Source organism: Streptomyces albiflavescens (assembly GCF_014645835.1).
Lineage (GTDB): Bacteria > Actinomycetota > Actinomycetes > Streptomycetales > Streptomycetaceae > Streptomyces > Streptomyces albiflavescens.
In genome coordinates this window covers 516079-535532 of record NZ_BMMM01000002.1, presented here as the reverse complement: position 1 = coordinate 535532, position 19454 = coordinate 516079, and the positions used below count along the sequence as shown (strand labels likewise).

The window sequence follows — 19454 nt, the reverse complement described above, 5'->3', positions numbered from 1 at the left end:
AACCGCCCGACATGGCCGACCTCCAGATCCACCAGGTCACCGGCACCATCGGCGCCCGGATATCCGGCATCGACATCGCCAAGCCCCTCGACGACGACACCGTCGCCGCCGTGCGCGCCGCCCTCAACGAGCACAAGGCCCTGGTGTTCGACGACGTCGACCTCGACGACGAGGGCCAGCAGGCCTTCGCCCGGCAGTTCGGCGACCTCACCACCGCCCACCCCACCGTGTCCGCCGTGGACGACGCCCCGAACGTGCTGCCCGTCGACAGCGAGCGCGGCCGCGCCAACCACTGGCACACCGACGTCACCTTCGTCCTCAACCCGCCGCAGGCCAGCACCCTGCGCAGCATCACGATCCCGCCGTACGGCGGCGAGACGCTGATCGCCAACGCGGCCGCCGCCTATCGTGATCTGCCCGAACCCCTCCGCGCGCTCGCCGACACCCTGTGGGCCGAGCACACCAACGACTACGACTACGCGGTGCCGGACGAGCAGATCGACGAGGAACAGGCCGCGCAGCGCTCCCAGTTCACCTCCATCAAGTACCGCACCGCCCACCCGGTCGTCCGGGTCCACCCGCTGACCGGTGAGCGCGGGCTGTTCATCGGCGGGTTCGCGCAGCGGATCGTCGGCCTGTCGGTGGGTGAGTCCCGCAAGATCCTCGATCTGCTCCAGGCCTACGTCACCCGGCCGGAGAACATCCTGCGCTGGCGCTGGTCCCCGAACCAGCTGGTCCTGTTCGACAACCGGATCACCCAGCACTACGCCATCGACAACTACGACGGTCTGCCGCGCCGGCTGCACCGCGTGACGGTCGCCGGTGACGTACCGGTCGGCATCGAGGGCAAGGAGAGCTACTCGATCGCGGGCGACGCCTCGCACTACACGCCCGTCGCCGCGTAACCCGGAGGTCACGCACCGTACAGCGCGTGTCCGCATAGTGGGCGGCCTCTCCCTCTGAGCGGAGAGGCCGCCCACACTGTGGGCGCTTTTGCCCATCTCATGCTTTGGACGAGCCGCGCCCATGCCCAGCACCACAGTCGAGACACCGCCGCAGACAACGGACGACGTCTCCCTCTCCCACGGCCTCAAGCAGCGCCACCTGTCGATGATCGCCCTCGGCGGTGTGATCGGCGCGGGCCTGTTCGTCGGCTCCGGCGCCGGGATCGCCGCCGCCGGGCCTTCGATCGTCATCGCGTACGCCGTCTCCGGTCTGCTCGTCATGCTGGTGATGCGGATGCTCGGCGAGATGTCGGCCGCCTATCCGTCGTCCGGCTCCTTCTCCGCCCACGCGGAGCGGGCGATCGGGCCCTGGGCGGGCTTCACCGCGGGCTGGTCGTTCTGGGTGCTGCTGTGCACGGCTGTCGGCCTGGAGGGCATCGGCGCCGCGAAGATCGTCACCGGCTGGCTGCCGGGCACGCCCGAGTGGGCGTGGGTGGCACTGTTCATGGTCGTCTTCTGCGCCACCAATCTCGCCGCCGTGAAGAACTTCGGCGAGTTCGAGTTCTGGTTCGCCGCGCTGAAGGTCGGCGCGATCAGCCTGTTCCTGGTCCTGGGCGTACTGGCCATCACGGGCGTCCTGCCGGGCACGGACTCCCCCGGCGCCTCGAACCTCACCGGTGAGGGTGGCTTCCTGCCGGACGGCAGCGAGGGGCTCGTCATCGGTCTGCTCGCGTCGGTGTTCGCCTACGGCGGTCTGGAGACGGTCACCATCGCGGCGGCCGAGTCGGAGAACCCGGTCAAGGGCGTCGCGAGCGCCGTACGCACCGCCATGTGGCGCATCGCGCTCTTCTACGTCGGCTCGATGGCGGTCATCGTCACCCTCGTCCCGTGGGACTCCAAGGAGGTCGTCGAGAAGGGCCCGTACGTCGCCGCCCTCGACCACCTGGGCATCCCGGGCGCCGCGCAGCTGATGAAGGTGGTCGTGCTCGTGGCCCTGCTCTCGGCGATGAACGCCAACATCTACGGGGCCTCGCGCATCGGGTACTCGCTGGTGGAGCGCGGCCAGGGCCCGAAGGCGCTCGGCCGGGTGTCGGGCGGCGTCCCGCGCGTCGCGGTACTGGCGTCCTCCGTCTTCGGCTTCGTGTGCGTCGTCCTCAGCTACTGGCGCCCGAACGACGTCTTCCCCTGGCTGCTGAACATGATCGGCGCGGTGATCCTGGTCGTCTGGATCTTCATCGCGGTCTCCCAGCTGCGGCTGCGGCGCCGGGTGGAGCGGGAGGCCCCGGAGAAACTGGTCGTGCGGATGTGGGCGTTCCCGGCACTGACGTGGGTCGCGCTGGCGGGCATGGCGGCGATCTTCGTCCTGATGGCCCGGGAGCCCGACACCCGCGTACAGCTCTACTCGACGGGCGGGATGACGCTGCTCCTGGCGGCGGTCGGCTACGCCTGGCAAAGGGCGCGGGCCCGTCACTGACGCCCCTCAACTGCCGAAAGGCCCCCGCGTTGCACACGCGGGGGCCTTTTTGTTGTTAGCGTGTAGTTGCAAGTCCATTGCAATAAGAGCAGGTCGTCGACTGGCAGGACGTGGCCCGGCGTCACGAAGTGGCCAACTCCCGCTCAGACGTGTTGCTCCTGGCCCCCTGAGGCAGATAGGAAACGTCCTGCTCGTGATCGTCTTCTCACCCTTCACGTGGCAGGCCGAGAAAAGGAGAGCCCCCGCGAGGACCTGACTCGCGGGGGCTCTCCCTCATGGTGCGCACGGCACGTTGAGCGACAGCAGGGCGACGGCCCCGTCCGTCACCCGCAGTTCGGTGATCGCCGCGTTGCGCAGTCGCGGAAAGACGCGGCGGTACTCGCCCAGCGGGATGGACAGGACGGAGCAGAGCACCAGGCGGAGCAGGGTGTTGTGGGCGACGACCAGGACGCGCGCGCCGGGGTGTGCGGCGGCGATGCGGCGCAGGGCGCCCGCGCCGCGCGCCGCGGCGGTGCGGGGGTCCTCCGCCTCCGGGAAGGGGTACGACACCGGGTCGGCCCGGAAGGCCTTGGCGCGCGCCGGGTTCTCCGCCTCGAACTCGGCGAGGGTGCGGCCCTCCACGACCCCGAAATCGCACTCGCGCAGGGCGGGTTCGCGGTGCGGAGTGAGGCCCAGGGCGCGGCAGGCCGGTTCGGCCGTGGCGATGGCGCGGGAGACCGTGGACGTCCAGATCGCGTCGACCGGGTGTGCGGCGGCCCAGCGGCCGAGGGCCTCCGCCTGGGCGCGGCCCTCGTCGGTGAGGGGGACGTCGCTCACGCCGGCGTAGCGGTTCTCGGCATGCCAGACGGTCTGGCCGTGCCGGGCCAGCAGCAGGGTCGCACCGCGGGTGCTCGTGGTACTCATGACCCGGCAGTATCCAGGTTCGCACGCGCTCGCGCGTGCGCTGCGACGGAAGCCGGCAGCCAGCCGCGCTGTTCGAGTTCGCCGACGAACCGCGTGTACGGGTCGACGAAGAGAGCCGTACGGCCGGGGCGGGGTTCGAGGACCGTGCGGATGCGGACCATGGCTTCGGCGGCGTCGGCGAGGGTGCGGGCGGCGCCCGTACCGTAGGCGGCCAACGCGGCCATGCCCAGGGCGGGTTCTGTCTCTTCGGGGACGCGGACGAGGCGCCCGAGGATGTCGGCGCGGAGCCGGTTCCAGTACGGGCTGCGGGCGGCGCCGCCGGTGAAGGTGAGCGGGCCGTCGAGCGGGGCGCCGAGGTGGTGCAGGTAGTCCAGGCAGAGCCGCTCGGTGAGGCCGACGCCCTGGAGGAGCGCGGCCCACAGGTCGGCGTCCGAGGCGGGTTCGCCGAGGACGAAGGCGGTGGCGTCCGGCGCCAGGAACGGAAACCGCTCGCCCGGCGACACCAGCGGATAGGCGAGCGCGCCGGACGGTTCGAAGGCGGCGGCCCGGGCGTCCATGGCGGCGGGACCGGCCGCGGGGACATGGGCCGCGAGCACGCCCGCGCCGACGCTCGACGCACCCCCGGGCCACCAATTCCCGTCCGGCGCACGGTGGTTGTAGACGACTCCGGTGCCGTCCCGCAGCGGCGTCGACGACACCCCCTTGAGCACGAGCGTCGTCCCGAGCACCGAGTTCCAGGAGCCCTCCCGCAGGGCGCCCGAGGCGATCTGGGCCGCGCAGCCGTCGGTCATCCCGGCGATCACGGGGGTGCCGGCCGGGATGCCGGTGCGCTCGGCGGCGGCCGCGCAGACCTCGCCCAGGAGGGTTCCGGGGCCGACGACGTCGGGCAACAGCCCGTCGGGGAGGCCGAGTTCGGCGAACGCGGCGTACGGCCAGGTGTCGTGCTCCAGGTCGTAGGCGGTCTTGAGGGCGTGGCTGGAGTCGGTGGACACGGGATGCCCGGTGAGGCGGGCGACGATCACGTCGGGCTGGTGGGCCAGCCGGACGTGGGCCTGCCGCACAGCGGCGTCCGCGCCTGCCTGCCGGGCGACGCCGTACTCGCGGACCAGCCACAACGCCTTCGGCAGCCCCCAGCCGTTCTGCACCAGCAGGCCCGCCTCGCGGGCCCGCCCCGCCTCCGCCGCCGCACGCCCGTCGTCGTACATCAGGGCGGGGCCGACCGGGCGGCCCTCGCCGTCCGTGAGGAGCACCGTCCCGGAGGTTCCGCACACCGCGAGTCCGCCGATCCGTACCCGGTCGATTGAATGCAGAGCCGCGCGGGACGCCGTGCACATGGCCCCCCACCAGTCGCCCGCGCCCTGCTCATGCCGGATGCCGTCGCGTCGTCCTCGCAGCGGGGCGACCCCGCTGCCGAGAACGTCCCCGTCGACGGTGACGGCCAGGGCACGGACGCTCTGCGTGCCCAGGTCGATCCCCAGCCACGCCGTTCTGTCTTCCGCCATCCGGACCTCCCGCTTTCCGACTCACCCGCGCGCATCCCGACCCAGATTGTGAACTTCTCACTCTGCCCTGAGATTTTCCCCTGCGCGAGGGATTGACGGTCAACTCCCGCCGCTACACCCTCTGTTAACAAGTCGACTCGACGTGTTACTCAGGCTTGCCGCGCTGTGTCATCGCCAAGCGGCCCGGCTGACCCGCCTTACCGGCTGGGGGTCCGGGGGTTACCCCCCGGATGGATGCAGCACCGGACCGATCCGACGTGGAGGTCACGGATGGACATGCACGTGCACGACCGCCGGCGCTTCCTCGCGCTGGCCGCCGCGGCGGCCTCGGCCCCGCTGCTGACCGCCTGCGGCGCCGGGTTCGGCGGGGACGACAAGAAGAACGACGGGTCGGCCGCCGCCGACGTCACCGGGTCCTTCGACTGGAAGCGGGAGAAGGGCAAAACGGTCAAGGCGCTGCTGAACAAGCACCCGTACACGGACGCGCTGATCGCCGACCTCAAGACGTTCACCGAGAAGACCGGCATCAAGGTCGAGTACGACGTCTTCCCCGAGGACAACTACTTCGACAAGCTCACCGTGGACCTCTCCAGCGGGCGCGCCTCGTACGACGTCTTCATGCTCGGCGCCTACATGGTGTGGCAGTACGGGCCGCCGGGCTGGCTGGAGGACCTCGGGCCCTGGATGCGCAACTCCTCGGCCACCGGCGACGAATGGGACCGGGACGACTTCTTCCCGAACCTCCTGGGGGCCGACCAGTGGTCCCTCAAGGCGGGCGCGCCGCTGGGTCAGGGCGGGCAGTACGCGCTGCCGTGGGGCTGGGAGACGAACGTCGTCGCCTACAACACGGAGGTCTTCAAGAAGCTCGGCCTCAAGCCGGCGGAGAGCTTCGACGCGTTACGCGACGTGGCGTCCGTCATCAAGCGCAAGGCGCCCGGCGCCGGATTCGACGGGATGTACGGCATCGCGGTGCGCGGCTCGCGCAGCTGGGCGACCATCCACCCCGGCTTCATGACGATGTTCGCGCGCAACGGACTCAAGGACTTCACCGTCACCGACGGCAAACTCAAGCCGGCCATGAACACCCCGGAGGCCATCGCCTTCACCCAGGACTGGGCGGGCATGGTCAAGCAGGGCGGCCCGCCGTCATGGACGTCGTACACCTGGTACCAGTGCTCCAGCGACCTCGGCGCGAAGAAGGCCGGGATGCTCTTCGACGCGGACACGGCCGCGTACTTCCAGGCCGTGAAGGGGGCGAGCCCGGCGTCCGGAAAGATCGCCTTCCATCCGGGGCCGAAGGGGCCCGACGGGTCGCTCGCCACCAACATGTGGATCTGGTCGCTCGGCATGAACGCCAAGAGCAAGAAGAAGAGCGCCGCCTGGCTGTTCCTGCAGTGGGCCACCGGCAAGGAGCATCTGCGCAAGGGCGCGATCACGTACAACCACATCGACCCGGTGCGGAAGTCGATCAGCCAGGACGGCGCCTACAAGGACAAGATGAAGCACCTGGAGGGCTTCATCGACACCTTCGAGACGGTCGTCGACCAGACGAAGATCCAGTTCACCCCGCAGGCGCAGTTCTTCGACGCGACGACGAGCTGGGCGTCCGCGCTCCAGGAGATCTACGGCGGAAAGAACGCCAAGTCCGTGCTCAACGGCCTCGCAAGTGACCTCGCGAGCAAGGTGAGTTGAGCCCGATGACCTCGTTGACGGAGACCGACCACGGGGCGGCCTCTCGCGAGGAGGGGGCACGGCAGGTACGGGCCGTTCCGCGCTGGCGTCGCGGTCTGCGCCCGTACCTGCTCATCGTGCCCGCCCTGCTGCTCACCGGCGGGATCCTGTACCCGTTCGGGCTCGGCCTCTACTACACGCTGTTCGACTTCTCGGCGAGCAAGCCGCGGCCGGACATGGTGGGCTTCGAGAACTACCGGACGGTCTTCACCCAGGAGGCCTTCTGGAACTCCGCCTGGGTGACGGTGCTGTACGCGGTCGGGGCCGCCGCCGTCGAGACCGTGCTCGGGGTCGCCGTGGCCCTGCTGCTGCACCGGTCGTCCCGCGTCGGCCGGGTGCTGGAGAAGATCCTCATCCTGCCGCTGATGATCGCGCCGGTGATCGCCGCGATCATCTGGAAACTGATGCTCCAGCCGTCCGTGGGCGTGATCAACCACCTGCTGACCCCCTTCGGCCTGGGCGGCGTCCAGTGGACGGACACCCCGACCGGCGCGTTGCTGTCGTCGATCGCGGTGGACGTATGGGTGTACACGCCCTTCGTGGCGATCCTGGCGCTGGCCGGGCTGCGCTCGCTGCCCACCTCCCCGTTCGAGGCGGCCGCGGTGGACGGGGCCCACTGGTGGTACACCTTCCGGCGGCTCACGCTGCCGATGCTGTGGCCCTACGTCCTGGTCGCGGTGATCTTCCGCTTCATGGACTCGCTGAAGGTCTTCGACATCATCTACGCGCTGACCGAGGGCGGCCCCGGCGACTCGACGGTGGTGCTGCAGATCCGCGCCTACCTGGAGGCCATCCGCTTCCAGCGCTATTCGTTCGGGATCAGCTACACGATCGTGCTGTGGGCCGTGGTCTATCTGGCGGCGATGGTGCTGGTGCGCTATCTGGGCAGGCTTCAGAACCGGGCCGCGGAGGTGTCCAAGTGACCCGAAAGAGCAGGCTGTCGGAACGAGAGCCGGGCAGCAAACCGTGGCTCGGTTGGCTGGCGGACACCGCGCTCATCCTCTACTTCGTCTTCGCGCTCTTCCCGGTCGCCTGGATGCTGATCCTCTCCCTCAAGCCGGCCGACCAGCTCTTCAGCACCTACTTCTCCTTCACCCCGACCCTCGACTCCTACCGGACGGTGCTCGGCGACAGCGAAGGGATTCCCTTCGTGCGCTTCTTCGTCAACAGCCTGGTCGTGTCGCTGGGCGCGGTCGCGCTCTCGCTCGTGGTCGGCCTGCCGGCGGCGTACGCGTCGGCGCGCTGGCGGTTCAAGGGCTCCGAGAACCTGATGTTCACGCTGCTGTCGTTCCGCTTCGCGCCCGAACTCACCGTGATCATTCCGCTGTTCGTGCTCTACCAGAAGCTCGGCCTCTTCGACACGTACGTCGGCATGGTGTGGGTGCTGCAACTCGTCACCCTGCCGCTGATCGTGTGGATCATGCGGTCGTACTTCGCCGATCTGACACCGGAGCTGGAGCAGGCGGCGCTCCTCGACGGCTACACGCGCAAGCAGGCCTTCTTCAGGGTCGCACTGCCGCTGGTCAAGCCCGGGATCGCGGCCGTATCGCTGCTCGCCTTCATCTTCGCCTGGAACAACTTCGTCTTCCCCCTCATCCTCACCTCCTCGCGGGCCCAGACCGTGACCGTGGGCGCGCTGTCCTTCCTCGGCGGCGACCGGCCCAAGTACAACCTCACGGCCGCCGCCGCGCTCGTCTCCGTCGTACCGCCGCTGCTGCTCGCCCTGACGATCCAGCGGTATCTGGTGCGGGGGCTGTCGTTCGGGGCGGTGAAGTCATGAGCATCGCTCTGCGCGGCGTGCGCAAGACGTACGGCCGGACCACCGCGCTCGACGGGCTCGAACTGGAGGTCCACGAAGGCGAGTTCTTCTGCCTGCTCGGCCCCTCCGGCGCCGGCAAGACGACGACCCTCAAGACCGTGGCCGGACTCGAACAGCCCGACTCCGGCACGGTCGAGCTCGACGGCACCGACATGACCGGCGTCGAACCGTACGACCGGGGCGTGGCCATGTGCTTCGAGAGCTACGCCCTCTACCCGCACCGCTCGGCGTACGACAACCTCGCCTCCCCGCTGCGCTCGCCCCGGCACAGGCTGCCCGCCGCCGAGGCCCGCGACCGCATCGGCGCGATCGCCGAACTCCTCGGTATCAGCGGTCTGTTGGACCGTCCGGTGGGCCAGTTGTCGAACGGGCAGCGGCAGCGGATCGCGCTCGGCCGGGTGCTGGTACGCCCCGCCCGCGCCTTCCTCCTCGACGAACCGCTCTCCCACCTGGACGCCAAACTCCGCCAGTCGATGCGCGCCGAGCTCAAGGCGATCGGTGCCGTGCAGCACACCACCACCCTGTACGTCACGCACGACTCCGTCGAGGCACTGGCACTCGGCGACCGCATCGGTGTCATCCGGGACGGCCGGATCGTACAGACGGGGACGCGCGAGGAGATCTGGTACCGGCCGTACGACACGGAGGTGGCGCGGGCGTTCGGGCGGCCGCGGATCAATCTGCTGCCGGGAACGATCACCGAAGGCGGCGGCTTCCGTTCGGCGGACGGCGGGGGTGCCCCCTGGTCGCGCGGAGCCAAGACCTCGGGGGAGGTGGAGCTGCCCCTCGGGGCGGAGGCGTCCCCGGGCACGGACGTGCTGGTCGGAGTGCGTCCCCGGGATCTCGCTCTGGAGCGCGAGGGGCACGGCACCGACGGCCGGCGCCCGGTCCTCACCGGCACCGTCTACGTCACCGAGGTGCTCGGCCGGGCCGTCGAGGTCACCGTACGACTCGGCGGGCAGCACGTCTCGCTCGTCGCGCCACGCGCCGAGGCGACACACCTGCGTCCCGACGATCCGGTACGGCTGACCGTACGGCCTGAGAACCTGCTGCTGTTCGAGGCCGACCGGCCGGAGCGTCCAGGACGAAGGATCGAGACGAGCACGCGATGAGCAGCAGCGGCAACACCAGTGGCGCACAGCAGGGGCCCGCGGTCCGGCAGGCCGCCATGGCCGAACAGGTACTGGCGGACGGGTCGGCGACCGCGGCCGAGCTGGCCGAGCGCTTCGGCGTGAGCCTGATGACCATACACAGGGACCTCGACGAGCTCGAACGGCAGGGAATCGTACGGAAGTTCAGAGGTGGTGTGACCGCGCAGCCGTCCGGGGTCTTCGAGTCGAACGTCCAGTACCGGCTGAAGACGATGCGCCCGCAGAAGGCGGCCGTCGCCGAGCGCGCGCTGAAGCTCGTCGAGCCCGGCATGGCGGTGCTGCTCGACGACTCGACGTCCGCGCTGGAGATAGCCCGGAGGCTGGGCGAGATCACCCCGCTCACGGTCGTCACCAACTTCCTGGAGGCGATCAACCTCCTCTCCGACCGGCGCGGCATCCATCTGATGGCCCTGGGCGGCGACTACGACCCCCTGCACTCGTCGTTCCTCGGGGTGTCCTGCGTGGAGGCGGTGCAGTCGCTGCGCGTCGACGTCTGCTTCGCCTCGACGTCGGCGGTCTTCGGCGGGTACGCCTACCACCAGGAGCAGCACATCGTGTCCGTCAAGCGCGCCATGCTCGACTCGGCCGCCCGCAACATCCTGCTGCTCGACCACACCAAGCTCGGCCGGGTCGCACTGCACCGCGTCGTCCCGCTGTCCCGCTTCGACCTGGTCCTCGTCGACGACGGGGCATCGGCGGAGGGGCTGCGCGATCTCGACGAACACAAGGTTCCGTACGAAGTGTGCGCCACCGGCACCGGTGGCTGAGTGCCCAGCAGAAAGGGCTGCCGATGGCCGAATTGGCGCTGCGCGAGCTGCGCAAGACGTACAGGTCCCGGGGTCGCCCGGCCGTGGACGCGGTGCGCGGCATCGACCTGGAGCTGCGCTCCGGCGAACTCCTCGGGCTGCTCGGCCCCTCCGGGTGCGGCAAGTCCACGACCCTGCGCATGATCGCGGGTCTGGAGACGGTGACGGGCGGCGACATCCTGGTGGGCGGTGCCTCGGTCGTGGGGCGGCCCGCGCAGGCCCGCAACATCGGGGTCGCCTTCGAGAACTACGCGCTGTATCCGCCGCTGAGCGTCGCCGAGAACCTGGCGTTCGGACTGAAGGCCCGCAGGCGAGGAGCACGGGGATCACGGGGAGAGGTCGCCCGCAAGGTCGCCGAGATCGCGGAACGGGTCGCGCTCACCGATCTGCTTCAGGCCCGGCCCGCCGGTCTGTCCAGCGGCCAGAAGCAGCGCGTCGCCCTGGCCCGCGCACTGATCCGCGAGCCCGACGTCCTGCTCCTCGACGAACCGCTGTCCCACCTCGACGCGGCCCAGCGGGACACGACCCGCCGCGAACTCAAGCGCATCCAAGGGGACCTGGGGCACACCACGATCCTGGTCACGCACGACCAGGAGGAGGCCCTCTCCCTCGCCGACCGGATCGCGGTGATGAAGGACGGCGTCATCCAGCAGCTCGGCACGCCGTACGAGATCTACGACAGCCCCGCCAATGTCTTCGTCGCCGACTTCGTCGGGGAACCCGCGATCAATCTGCTGCCGGGGATCTCGACGGGGGACGGCCACGCCCGGCTCTCGCGCACGGTGAGCTTCGCGCTGCCGGTGAAGGTGGCGCAGGACCGCGAGATCGTGATCGGCATCCGTCCGGAGGATCTGGAACTGTCCGGCGGGGACGGGGTCCCGGCACGGGTGAGCGCCCACGAGCCGCTCCTGGAATCGGGCATCGCCACCCTCGCCCTCGAAGGAGTCGTACGACCGCTCGTCGCCCTCACCGGCCCCGAGGTACGACTCGTCCGGGACGAGCGGGTCCGGGTGGGCGCCGATCCCGGCCTCACCCATGTCTTCGACGCCGAGACGGGAGACTCTCTGCGATGACCGGTTCCGTGACTGTGGTGGCCGCCGGTGACCACTTCGTACTGCCGCGGCTGATCGCGGAGGCGGTCCGCGCAGCGCTCGGCGAACACCCCTTCTTCGTACGGGAACTGATGCTCGGCTGGCCTCTTGAACCCTTCGGCCGGGTCGCCGAGGTCGAGGAGGCGAGCGACGCCGAGGACGAGCTGATCGAGGCGCTCGCCGACGCGGACGTCCTGGTCACCCAGATGGGGCCGGTGACCGAGCGCGTCCTGGCCGCCTCCCCCCGGCTGCGACTGGTGGTCGTCTGCCGGGGCGGCCCGGTGAACGTGAACCGGGAGGCCGCCCGCGCACACGGCGTACGCGTGTGCTTCGCGCCGGGCCGCAACGCGGCCGCCACCGCCGAATTCACCGTCGGCCTGCTCCTCGCGGCACTGCGGCGCATCCCGCAGGCCCACGATCTCCTCGCGCGGCAGGGCAGTTGGGGCGGCGGGGCCACGTACTACACCTACGAGCAGAGCGGCCTGGAGCTGGAGGACCTTCCCGTCGGGCTGATCGGCTACGGGGCCGTGGGCAGCCGGGTCGCGCGGGTGCTCGGCGCGTTCGGGGCGCGGGTGCTGGTGTACGACCCGTATGTGCGCGGCGAGGTGCACGGACTGCGGGTCGGCTCACTGGACGAACTCCTCAGCCGGTCCCGGGTGATCAGCCTGCACGCGCGGCTCACCTCCGAGACCCGCGGCCTGATCGGGGCGCGCGAACTGGCGCTGCTGCCGCCCGGTGCCGCCCTGGTGAACGTGGCCCGGGGGCCACTGGTCGACGAGGACGCGCTGTGCGACGCGCTGAAGAGCGGGCAGCTGTCGGCGGCCGCGCTCGACACCTACGAGCGCGAGCCGGTGCCGCCGGACTCCCCCCTCTTCGACCTCGTCGGGAGCGAACGACTCGTGATGACCCCGCACTTGGGCGGCGCCAGCCGGGCGGTGGCCGAAAAGGCCGCACGGATCGCGGCGGCGGAGGTGGGCCGCTGGACACGCGGGGAACCGCCGGCACACTGCCTCGACTGAGGCCCACCGGTAGGAGACGACTGAGCTGAGGGAGGCCGAGGGGCATGTACGTCGGTATCGATGTGGGCACGTCCATGGTGAAGGCCGCCGCCTTCGACGACACGGGCCGCGAACTGGCCGTGCAGGCGCGGCCGGTGGACCTCACCATCCGCGGCGGCTTCGTCGAGCAGGACATGGAAGAGGTGTACGCGGCGGTGGTCGCCGTACTCTCCGAGCTGAGCGCCGCCGTACCGGGCCCCGTCGAGCTGGCCGGGCTCACCGGGCAGGGCGACGGGGTGTGGCTCGTCGACGACGAGGGCCGCCCGGTGCGGGCCGCCGCGTCCTGGATGGACGGCCGGGCGCACGAGCTGGTCGACCAATGGCTGGCGGACGGCACCTTCGAGACGGTGTTCCGACGCACCGGCAGCGCCATGTTCCCCGGCTGTCCCGGGCCGCTGCTGGCCTGGCTCGACCGCTACGAGCCCGCTTCCCTCGACTCGGCGACGGCCGCCCTGTACTGCAAGGACATGGTCTTCCAGCGGCTGACCGGGGAGCGGGCGACGACGGATGTCTCGGACGCGTCGATGCCGTTCCTCGACCCACGCACCCGTACCTACGACAACCGTGTCGTGGAGCTCCTCGGCCTGACCCACCGGCGCCGGCTCCTGGCACCGGTGAGTGATCCCGTGGCCACCGCGCGGACCCGCGACGCGGGCCTGCCGCCCGGCACACCGATCGCCAACGGCCCGTACGACCTCCCGGCCTGTGCGCTCGGCGCGGGCGTCACGGCCCCGGGTGACGGCCTGCTGATCGTCGGCACCTGCCTGGCCAGTCTGGTCGGTACGACGGACCTCGATCTGACCGGCGAACCGGCCGGCCTGTACATCTCGACCGACCGGGCCGGGTACTGGCTGCGCGCCATGCCCGCGATGGTCGGCACGGCGGCGCTGGACTGGGTCCTGTCGACGACGGGCGTCCGCCACGACGAGGTGGACGCCCTGCTGGCCGCCACCCCGCCCGGCGCGAACGGCGTCCGCGTACTCCCCTACTTCGCCCCCTCGGGCGAACGCGCCCCCTTCGTCGAACCACGCCTGCGCGCCGAACTGACCGGCGTCTGCCTGGAGTCGACCCGTGGCGACCTGATCCGCGCCACCTGCGAGGGCATCGGCTTCGCCGCCCGCCACTGCCTGGAGGCCGCGGGCCTGACCGGATCGCTGGCCGTCTGCGGCGGGGGCACGCGCAGCCCCGCGTGGATGCGGCTGCTGGCCGATGTGCTCGGGCGGCCCTTGCGGGTCGTGGAGGGCGAGGTGGGGGCGCGGGGGGCGGTACTGGCGGCGGCGGCGCGCTACGGGGTCGCCCTCGACACGGCCGCGTGGACCGAGCCGACAGCGGTCGTCGAACCCGACGCGGCTCGGGCGGCCTACTACGCCAAGGCCTACCAGGACCACTTGTCCCGCCTCACAGAGGCCCGATCCCGCTCCCACCCGTGACTTGTTTCGCCCCGCCGCCCCCGAAGGGGCGCGGGGAACTGCGCGACAAGCCCCCACCGACCCGCGCCAGAGGAAACGACCCAGGGGGTCTGGGGGCAGAGCCCCCAGGTACGGGAATGGGTAGGGGCGGCGGGGGCGAAAGAAGAGGTAACGCGCCCACGAGGAGGGTTAATGACGATAAGCCGGGAATGCCCGACCTGCGGCAGCAGGCAGGACTTCCGGAAGCTCAACGACGCCGAGAAGGCGGCAGTCCGCGCAGAAAAGGGCGAGCGCCACTTCGTGAACAACCTCTGGCGATGCACCGCCAAGGGGTGCCTGTGGTACCAGCCGTACCTCCACACGCGAGGCGGCGACGTCCTCCCCGAGAAGTTCCGGGAGGACCCCCCACCCGAGCCGGGCGCGGACTGACCCCCCGTTGTCAGACCCTGGACCTCCCGGTCGTGCGGGAGGCCGCGGCGGACTGGACGGAGATGGAATGCGAGGACGCACTGGGCATCGCCTGGGACGCCCATCGGGCCGCGACGGGTAAGGAGCCGCCCCAGGACAGTTTCACGATCCGGTATCCGGAGCTGGATCCGTCCTGGGACTTCGACTTCGACGACGAGGAGGAACGGTCACGCCGGCTGCCCCGGCTGTCCGCGCTCTACGCCGACTGAGGACCGAAGGACTTACAGGTTGCTGAAGTCCGGTCCCGCCGTCCGCGTCCGCTTGATCTCGTAGAAGCCCGGCACCGAGGCGACGAGCAGCGTGCCGTCCCAGAGCTTGGCGGCGTCCTCGCCCTTGGGGGCCGGGGTGACGACGGGGCCGAAGAAGGCGAGCTGTTCGCCGTCGGCGCCGGGGACGGCGATGACCGGGGTGCCGACGTCCTGGCCGACCTTGTCTATGCCCTCCTTGTGGGAGGCGCGCAGCTCGGCGTCGAACTCGAAGTTCTCCTGGTCGGCGTAGTCGATCAGGTCCGCCGGGAGGCCTACCTCGTCGAGCGCTGCGGCGATCGCCTCGCGGGTCGGGCCCTCACCCTGGTTGTGGAAGCGGGTGCCGAGCGCGGTGTAGAGCGGGCCGAGGACGTCGTCGCCGTGCTTCTGCCAGGCGGCGGTCACCACGCGGATCGGCTGCCATGCCGTGGTCGCCAGCATCTCGCGGTACTCCTCGGGCAGCTCGTCCAGCTTGGGCTCGTTCAGCACGGCGAGGCTCATGATGTGCCAGCGGACCTCGATGTCCCGGACCTTCTCCACTTCCAGGACCCACCGTGAGGTCATCCAGGCCCAGGGGCACAGCGGGTCGAACCAGAAGTCGACGGGGGTCTTGGCGGCGGTGCTCACGGTCTGGGACATGGTTCTCCTAGAAATGAGGTCGTTTCCCCAGGCAACACCGACCGTCGTCCACCCCATTCCCGGGTGCCCGGTGTCAGGGGCACATGGCAGGATCGGGCCTGTCCGCATGCCGAACACCAGCTGAGGGAGTGCCGTCCGTGCCCGGTGAGAATCTGTCCCGCGACGAGGCCCGGGAGCGGGCCGCCCTGCTGTCCGTCGACGGGTACGACGTGTCCCTCGACCTGCGCTCCGCCGTCGGCGACTCCCCCGCGGGAGAGGGCGGCACGGAGGGTCCGCGGACCTTCCGGTCCGTGACCACCATCCGCTTCCGCTGCGCCGAGCCGGGCGCCGCCACCTTCGCCGACCTGATCGCGCCGAGTGTGACGGCCGTCTCACTCAACGGCAAGGATCTCGACCCCAGCGAGGTCTTCGACGGCTCCCGGATCCAGCTGGAGGACCTGGCCGCCGACAACGAACTCGTGGTCGACGCCCAGTGCGCCTACTCCCGCACCGGAGAGGGCATGCACCGCTTCGTCGACCCCGAGGACGGCGAGGTCTACCTGTACACGCAGTACGAGCCGGCCGACTCGCGCCGCGTCTTCACCAACTTCGAGCAGCCGGACCTCAAGGCCCCCTTCCGCTTCGAGGTACGCGCCCCGGAGGGCTGGACCGCCTGGAGCAACGGCGTCGGCGAGCTCACGGACGGCATCTGGCAGTTCGCCGAGACCAAGCCGATCTCGACGTACATCACGGCGGTCGTGGCGGGCCCGTACCACTATGTGACCGACTCCTACTCCCGCACCTTCGACGACGGTACGACGCTGGAGATCCCCCTCGGCGCGATGTGCCGCAAGGGCCTGGCACCCCACTTCGACTCCGACGACGTGTTCCTGGTGACCAAGCAGGGGCTGGACTTCTTCCACGACCACTTCGACTACCCGTACCCGTTCGGCAAGTACGACCAGGCGTTCGTGCCCGAGTACAACCTCGGCGCGATGGAGAACCCGGGACTCGTCACCTTCCGCGAGGAGTTCATCTTCCGCGGCAAGGTGACGCAGGCGTCGTACGAGGGCCGGGCGAACGTCATCCTGCACGAGATGGCGCACATGTGGTTCGGCGACCTGGTCACCATGGAGTGGTGGGACGACCTGTGGCTCAAGGAGTCCTTCGCCGACTTCATGGGCGCGTTCTCGCTGGTCGGCGCGACCCGCTTCAAGGACGGCTGGATCACCTTCGCCAACCGCCGCAAGGCATGGGCGTACCGCGCGGACCAGCTGCCGTCCACCCACCCGATCACGGCCGACATCCGCGACCTCCAGGACGCCAAGCTCAACTTCGACGGCATCACCTACGCCAAGGGCGCGAGCGTGCTGAAGCAGCTCGTCGCGTACGTGGGGCAGGACGCCTTCCTGGAGGGCGCGCGGCGTTACTTCAAGCGGAACGCCTACGGGAACACGCGCCTCGGCGACCTGCTGTCGGTACTGGAGGAGACGAGCGGCCGGGACATGGCCGGCTGGGCGCGGTCCTGGCTGCAGACCGCCGGCGTCAACTCCCTAACCCCGCAGGTGATTCTGAGCTCCGAGGGACGTGTCACGGAGGTGGCGATCCTTCAGGAGGCCGCCGAGTCGCACCCCGAACTGCGCCCGCACCGGGTGGCGGTGGGCCTGTACCGCCGCACGCCCGAGGGCACCGTGGAGCGGTACGCGCGCGCCGAAGTGGACGTCGACGGCCCGCGCACGCTCGTCCATGAGCTGGTCGGCGCCGACGCCCCCGAGCTGGTCCTCGTCAACGACGACGATCTGACGTACTGCAAGATCCGGTTCGACGAAGGCTCGTTGGCGACTCTGCGGGAGCGACTCGCCGAGATCACCGACCCGTTGGCGCGGGCCCTGTGCTGGTCGGCGCTGTGGAACCTCACGCGCGACGCGCTCATGCCCACCCGTGACTTCATCGACCTGGTGCTGCGGTACGCGGGCCGCGAGTCCGACATCGGTGTGCTCCAGATGCTGCACGCCTGGGCCAACTCGGCGCTCACGTACTACGCGGCGCCCTCCTGGCGCGCGGAGGGCGGGCGCCTGCTGGCCGAGGGCGCGCTGCGGGAGCTGCGGCTCGCCGAGCCGGGCAGCCAGCACCAGCTGACGTGGGCGCGTTTCTTCGCGACGGTGGCGTCCGAAGAAGCCGATCTCCAGCTGCTGCAGGACCTGTTGGCGGGCACCGCGAAGATCGACGGGCTGGAGGTCGACCAGGAGCTGCGCTGGGCGTTCCTGGAGCCGCTCGCCGCGCACGGGGTCGCCGACGAGGCCGCGCTCTCGGCCGAACTCGCCCGCGACGACACGGCGTCCGGCAAGCGCTACCAGGTCCGCTGCCTCGCCGCCCGCCCCTCGGCGGCGGTCAAGGCGCAGGCCTGGGCGGCCGTGGTCGAGTCCGACGCGCTGTCCAACGCGCTCGTCGAGGCGACCATCGCCGGATTCACGCAGCCGTCCCAGCGCGAGCTGCTCGCGCCGTACGCCGCGAAGTACATCGACGCCATCGAGCGGGTCTGGGCGGAGCGGTCCATCCAGATCGGCATGGACGTGGTGAAGGGGCTGTTCCCGTCGCTCCAGGACTCGCAGGAGACGCTGGACGCGACGGACGCGTGGCTGGCGACGCACGAGGGGGCGGCGCCCGCGCTGCGGCGGCTGGTGCTGGAGGCGCGGGACGATCTGGCGCGTGCGCTGCGGGGACAGGCGTGCGATGTGGCGGCGGCGGGCTAGCACCGCCCACCGCTGGGCGACCGAGGGCACCGGTTCCGGCCGGTGCCCTCGGTGCTGACGGGGTGCGGCGCGGTACTGGCGCGGTGCGGACGTCGAGTGGACGCGATACCGGCGCGGTGCGGACGTCGAATGGACGCGATACCGGCGCGGTGCGGACGCGGCGCGGACGTCGAATGGACGCGATACCGGCGCGGTGCGGACGCGGCGCCAACGCGGGTGGCCGGAGCTCTGGTGACGTAATCCGATGCACGCAGTGGTTACGAAATACAGGTATTCAGAGCCGTAACCCCTATTACTCCCCGTCCGGACCAGGGCCTTTCGGCAGTCGAACGCCCGTACTTTAGGACGAGCTTGTCCAGATTTGTCGACGGGCGTGTAACAGCGGTTAGAGGCCCGCCCCGGGGCGGGAAACCCCGGGTCATGAACCACAACACCCCGCTCTCCCCCCGCCCCCTCCGCCATCTCTCCGACGTACAGCGGCGCGTCCTGACCACCGCCCAGCTGCGCGCCCACGGCGTGACCACCGCCGACGCGAACGAGCAGTGCCGCCCCGGCGGCCCCTGGCAGCAGATCCTCCCGGGCGTCTACCTCCTCCACCCCGGCCCGCCCACCTCCGAGGAACGCCTGCACGCGGTCCTGCTGTACGCCGCCCGCTCCCCCGTGCCCGGCCCGGCGGCCTCCATCCCCGCCCAACCGGGCGCCGAGGAACCTCACGCTCCCCAGCCGTACACGGACGCCCTGATCACGGGCCTGGCGGCACTGACCCTGTACGGCTTCTCCTCGGCCCCGCCCCTCCTGTCCCTCGACAGGATCGACGTCCTGGTCCCCCGCCTGCGCCGCCTCCGCTCCAACGGCTGCGCCCGCATCGTCCGTACGCCGTCCCTCCCGACCCCCGTGCAGGTCACGGGCGTTCCGGTCGCCCCCGTGCCGCGCGCCCTCGCCGACGCGGTCGCGGAACTGGCCGACGCGGGGGCCGTACGCCGGCTGCTGACGGAGGCAGTACGGGGCCTCCACTGCGAACCGGCGGCAGTGGTACGTGAGTTGACTGCGGCCCGGCTCCTCGGCCGCCCGCACGTGGTGGACGCGGTGGACTCGCTGCTGGCCGAGGGGCGCGCCAAAGCCGAGGACCGTCTGTACCGCATGGTCCATGAGCACGGCCTGCCCGACCCGGTGTGGAACGTGGACCTGCGCCTGCCCGGCGGTCCCCACCTGGGCGGCCTGGACGCGTACTGGCCCGAGCAGGCGGTCGCGGTCGAGCTGGACACCCGGGCTCCCCGCCAGGACGAGGACGCCCTCTGGTCGGAGTACGCCCGCAAGCGCGAACACCTGGAGCGCCTGGGCATCACCGTCGTCTACATCACCCCGAAGAAGCTCCGCGAGGGGATGGAACAGCAGGCCACGGTCGTACGCACCGCGCTGATGGCCTCGAACGACCGCGATCCGGCGGCGTATGTCGTGGTGCTGCCCCGGTAGGGAGGGACC

The 19454-nt window shown here is 70.7% G+C and carries 17 protein-coding genes; 14 read left to right on the top strand and 3 right to left on the bottom strand.

Translation table 11 applies throughout. The features are described from left to right. Positions 1-11 precede the first annotated feature (11 nt). Complete coding sequence (locus IEY95_RS07330) at positions 12-905, top strand: TauD/TfdA dioxygenase family protein (RefSeq protein WP_189185052.1); 894 nt, start codon at positions 12-14, stop codon at positions 903-905. Positions 906-1026: 121 nt separating this feature from the next. Continuing rightward, complete coding sequence (locus IEY95_RS07325) at positions 1027-2418, top strand: amino acid permease (protein WP_189185051.1); 1392 nt, start codon at positions 1027-1029, stop codon at positions 2416-2418. A 273-nt stretch (positions 2419-2691) separates the two neighbouring features. On the opposite strand, the gene IEY95_RS07320 is transcribed toward IEY95_RS07325, so the two are convergent. Both IEY95_RS07320 and IEY95_RS07315 read right to left on the bottom strand, forming a co-directional pair. Continuing rightward, complete coding sequence (locus IEY95_RS07320; RefSeq protein WP_189185050.1) at positions 2692-3321, bottom strand: histidine phosphatase family protein; 630 nt, start codon at positions 3319-3321, stop codon at positions 2692-2694. Then, a complete protein-coding gene (locus IEY95_RS07315) occupies positions 3318-4823 on the bottom strand; it encodes an FGGY-family carbohydrate kinase (protein ID WP_189185049.1) in 1506 nt (501 codons plus the stop codon). Before IEY95_RS07315 ends, IEY95_RS07320 begins: the two co-directional genes overlap by 4 nt. A 270-nt stretch (positions 4824-5093) precedes the next feature. On the opposite strand from IEY95_RS07315, the gene IEY95_RS07310 reads away from it, so the two are divergent. The 10 genes from IEY95_RS07310 (at position 5094) to IEY95_RS07265 (ending at position 14565) form a co-directional block, all read left to right on the top strand. After that, the gene (locus IEY95_RS07310) at positions 5094-6515 is read left to right on the top strand and encodes an ABC transporter substrate-binding protein (RefSeq protein ID WP_189185048.1); all 1422 of its coding nucleotides are present in this window, start codon (positions 5094-5096) and stop codon (positions 6513-6515) included. 5 nt (positions 6516-6520) lie between these two features. Next, positions 6521-7477 carry a carbohydrate ABC transporter permease gene (locus IEY95_RS07305; RefSeq protein WP_229702651.1) on the top strand — a complete coding sequence of 319 codons (957 nt, stop codon included), beginning with the start codon at positions 6521-6523 and terminating at the stop codon, positions 7475-7477. Then, positions 7474-8334: a carbohydrate ABC transporter permease gene (locus IEY95_RS07300; protein WP_229702649.1), complete on the top strand. Its 861-nt coding sequence runs from the start codon at positions 7474-7476 to the stop codon at positions 8332-8334. The genes IEY95_RS07305 and IEY95_RS07300 overlap by 4 nt, the downstream gene beginning before the upstream one ends. Continuing rightward, a complete protein-coding gene (locus IEY95_RS07295) occupies positions 8331-9485 on the top strand; it encodes an ABC transporter ATP-binding protein (RefSeq protein ID WP_189185047.1) in 1155 nt (384 codons plus the stop codon). The genes IEY95_RS07300 and IEY95_RS07295 overlap by 4 nt, the downstream gene beginning before the upstream one ends. Then, on the top strand, positions 9482-10291 hold the full coding sequence (locus IEY95_RS07290; protein ID WP_189185046.1) for a DeoR/GlpR family DNA-binding transcription regulator: 810 nt from the start codon (positions 9482-9484) through the stop codon (positions 10289-10291). The genes IEY95_RS07295 and IEY95_RS07290 overlap by 4 nt, the downstream gene beginning before the upstream one ends. A gap of 23 nt (positions 10292-10314) precedes the next feature. Continuing rightward, the gene (locus IEY95_RS07285) at positions 10315-11403 is read left to right on the top strand and encodes an ABC transporter ATP-binding protein (protein ID WP_189185045.1); all 1089 of its coding nucleotides are present in this window, start codon (positions 10315-10317) and stop codon (positions 11401-11403) included. Next, complete coding sequence (locus IEY95_RS07280; protein WP_189185044.1) at positions 11400-12440, top strand: 2-hydroxyacid dehydrogenase; 1041 nt, start codon at positions 11400-11402, stop codon at positions 12438-12440. Before IEY95_RS07285 ends, IEY95_RS07280 begins: the two co-directional genes overlap by 4 nt. Before the next feature lie 44 nt (positions 12441-12484). Then, positions 12485-13909, top strand: a complete 1425-nt coding sequence (locus IEY95_RS07275; protein ID WP_189185043.1) for an FGGY-family carbohydrate kinase — start codon at positions 12485-12487, stop codon at positions 13907-13909. 171 nt (positions 13910-14080) lie between these two features. Then, on the top strand, positions 14081-14317 hold the full coding sequence (locus IEY95_RS07270; protein WP_189185042.1) for a hypothetical protein: 237 nt from the start codon (positions 14081-14083) through the stop codon (positions 14315-14317). A gap of 32 nt (positions 14318-14349) precedes the next feature. Beyond that, positions 14350-14565 (top strand): hypothetical protein, encoded by a 216-nt coding sequence (locus tag IEY95_RS07265; protein WP_189185041.1) that lies wholly within the window; start codon positions 14350-14352, stop codon positions 14563-14565. A 12-nt stretch (positions 14566-14577) separates the two neighbouring features. On the opposite strand, the gene IEY95_RS07260 is transcribed toward IEY95_RS07265, so the two are convergent. Continuing rightward, positions 14578-15240 carry a mycothiol-dependent nitroreductase Rv2466c family protein gene (locus tag IEY95_RS07260; RefSeq protein ID WP_189185040.1) on the bottom strand — a complete coding sequence of 221 codons (663 nt, stop codon included), beginning with the start codon at positions 15238-15240 and terminating at the stop codon, positions 14578-14580. Positions 15241-15377: 137 nt separating this feature from the next. Here IEY95_RS07260 and pepN point away from each other — a divergent pair, with 137 nt between their 5' ends. Beyond that, the gene (pepN, locus tag IEY95_RS07255) at positions 15378-17972 is read left to right on the top strand and encodes an aminopeptidase N (RefSeq protein ID WP_189185039.1); all 2595 of its coding nucleotides are present in this window, start codon (positions 15378-15380) and stop codon (positions 17970-17972) included. 420 nt (positions 17973-18392) lie between these two features. Further along, positions 18393-19445 (top strand): hypothetical protein, encoded by a 1053-nt coding sequence (locus tag IEY95_RS07250; protein ID WP_189185038.1) that lies wholly within the window; start codon positions 18393-18395, stop codon positions 19443-19445. Positions 19446-19454: the final 9 nt, after the last annotated feature.

What these genes read in the sequence shown, in the direction of transcription:
- IEY95_RS07270 (WP_189185042.1), top strand. Translation starts at nt 14,081, where the DNA reads ATGACGATAAGCCGGGAATGCCCGACCTGCGGCAGCAGGCAGGACTTC.
- IEY95_RS07290 (WP_189185046.1), top strand. Translation starts at nt 9,482, where the DNA reads ATGAGCAGCAGCGGCAACACCAGTGGCGCACAGCAGGGGCCCGCGGTC.
- IEY95_RS07320 (WP_189185050.1), bottom strand. Translation starts at nt 3,321, where the DNA reads ATGAGTACCACGAGCACCCGCGGTGCGACCCTGCTGCTGGCCCGGCAC.
- IEY95_RS07310 (WP_189185048.1), top strand. Translation starts at nt 5,094, where the DNA reads ATGGACATGCACGTGCACGACCGCCGGCGCTTCCTCGCGCTGGCCGCC.
- IEY95_RS07260 (WP_189185040.1), bottom strand. Translation starts at nt 15,240, where the DNA reads ATGTCCCAGACCGTGAGCACCGCCGCCAAGACCCCCGTCGACTTCTGG.
- IEY95_RS07305 (WP_229702651.1), top strand. Translation starts at nt 6,521, where the DNA reads ATGACCTCGTTGACGGAGACCGACCACGGGGCGGCCTCTCGCGAGGAG.
- IEY95_RS07295 (WP_189185047.1), top strand. Translation starts at nt 8,331, where the DNA reads ATGAGCATCGCTCTGCGCGGCGTGCGCAAGACGTACGGCCGGACCACC.
- IEY95_RS07330 (WP_189185052.1), top strand. Translation starts at nt 12, where the DNA reads ATGGCCGACCTCCAGATCCACCAGGTCACCGGCACCATCGGCGCCCGG.
- IEY95_RS07325 (WP_189185051.1), top strand. Translation starts at nt 1,027, where the DNA reads ATGCCCAGCACCACAGTCGAGACACCGCCGCAGACAACGGACGACGTC.
- IEY95_RS07315 (WP_189185049.1), bottom strand. Translation starts at nt 4,823, where the DNA reads ATGGCGGAAGACAGAACGGCGTGGCTGGGGATCGACCTGGGCACGCAG.
- IEY95_RS07280 (WP_189185044.1), top strand. Translation starts at nt 11,400, where the DNA reads ATGACCGGTTCCGTGACTGTGGTGGCCGCCGGTGACCACTTCGTACTG.
- IEY95_RS07275 (WP_189185043.1), top strand. Translation starts at nt 12,485, where the DNA reads ATGTACGTCGGTATCGATGTGGGCACGTCCATGGTGAAGGCCGCCGCC.
- IEY95_RS07285 (WP_189185045.1), top strand. Translation starts at nt 10,315, where the DNA reads ATGGCCGAATTGGCGCTGCGCGAGCTGCGCAAGACGTACAGGTCCCGG.
- IEY95_RS07250 (WP_189185038.1), top strand. Translation starts at nt 18,393, where the DNA reads ATGAACCACAACACCCCGCTCTCCCCCCGCCCCCTCCGCCATCTCTCC.